The sequence below is a fragment of the Motilimonas sp. 1_MG-2023 genome, from assembly GCF_030547455.1.
Classification (GTDB): Bacteria; Pseudomonadota; Gammaproteobacteria; order Enterobacterales; family CBDFNC01; genus Motilimonas.
The window spans coordinates 1-233 of record NZ_JAUOPX010000314.1 but is presented as its reverse complement, the minus strand read 5'-3'; the positions used below and the strand labels follow the sequence as shown (position 1 = coordinate 233).

The following is a 233-nucleotide window of genomic DNA, read 5'->3' as shown; positions in this document are numbered from 1 at the left end:
CCCAGGCACCCGGCTCGTGGGCTCGGCGATGCGTATAAGCGCCAGGCCAAAGTCGCTGTTCAAACTGAACAAAAATACCTACGAAAACTACAGCGAAAACGTATTGTCAGCCTATAAAGCCAATGCCGCGGTAATGGTGGGGTCTAAGGCAGGTCGCTTCTTCCCAGTTGTAGACAGCCGTGAATATATCTACCACCAAGAAAATATTCACATTTTAATGAAGGTTGAAACCC

At 48.5% G+C, this 233-nt stretch carries 1 protein-coding gene; it reads left to right on the top strand.

The genetic code is table 11. The features are described 5' to 3' along the window. Positions 1 to 233 (top strand): hypothetical protein (locus tag Q4519_RS22175; protein ID WP_303516154.1); only part of this gene is annotated, 233 nt, incomplete at both ends.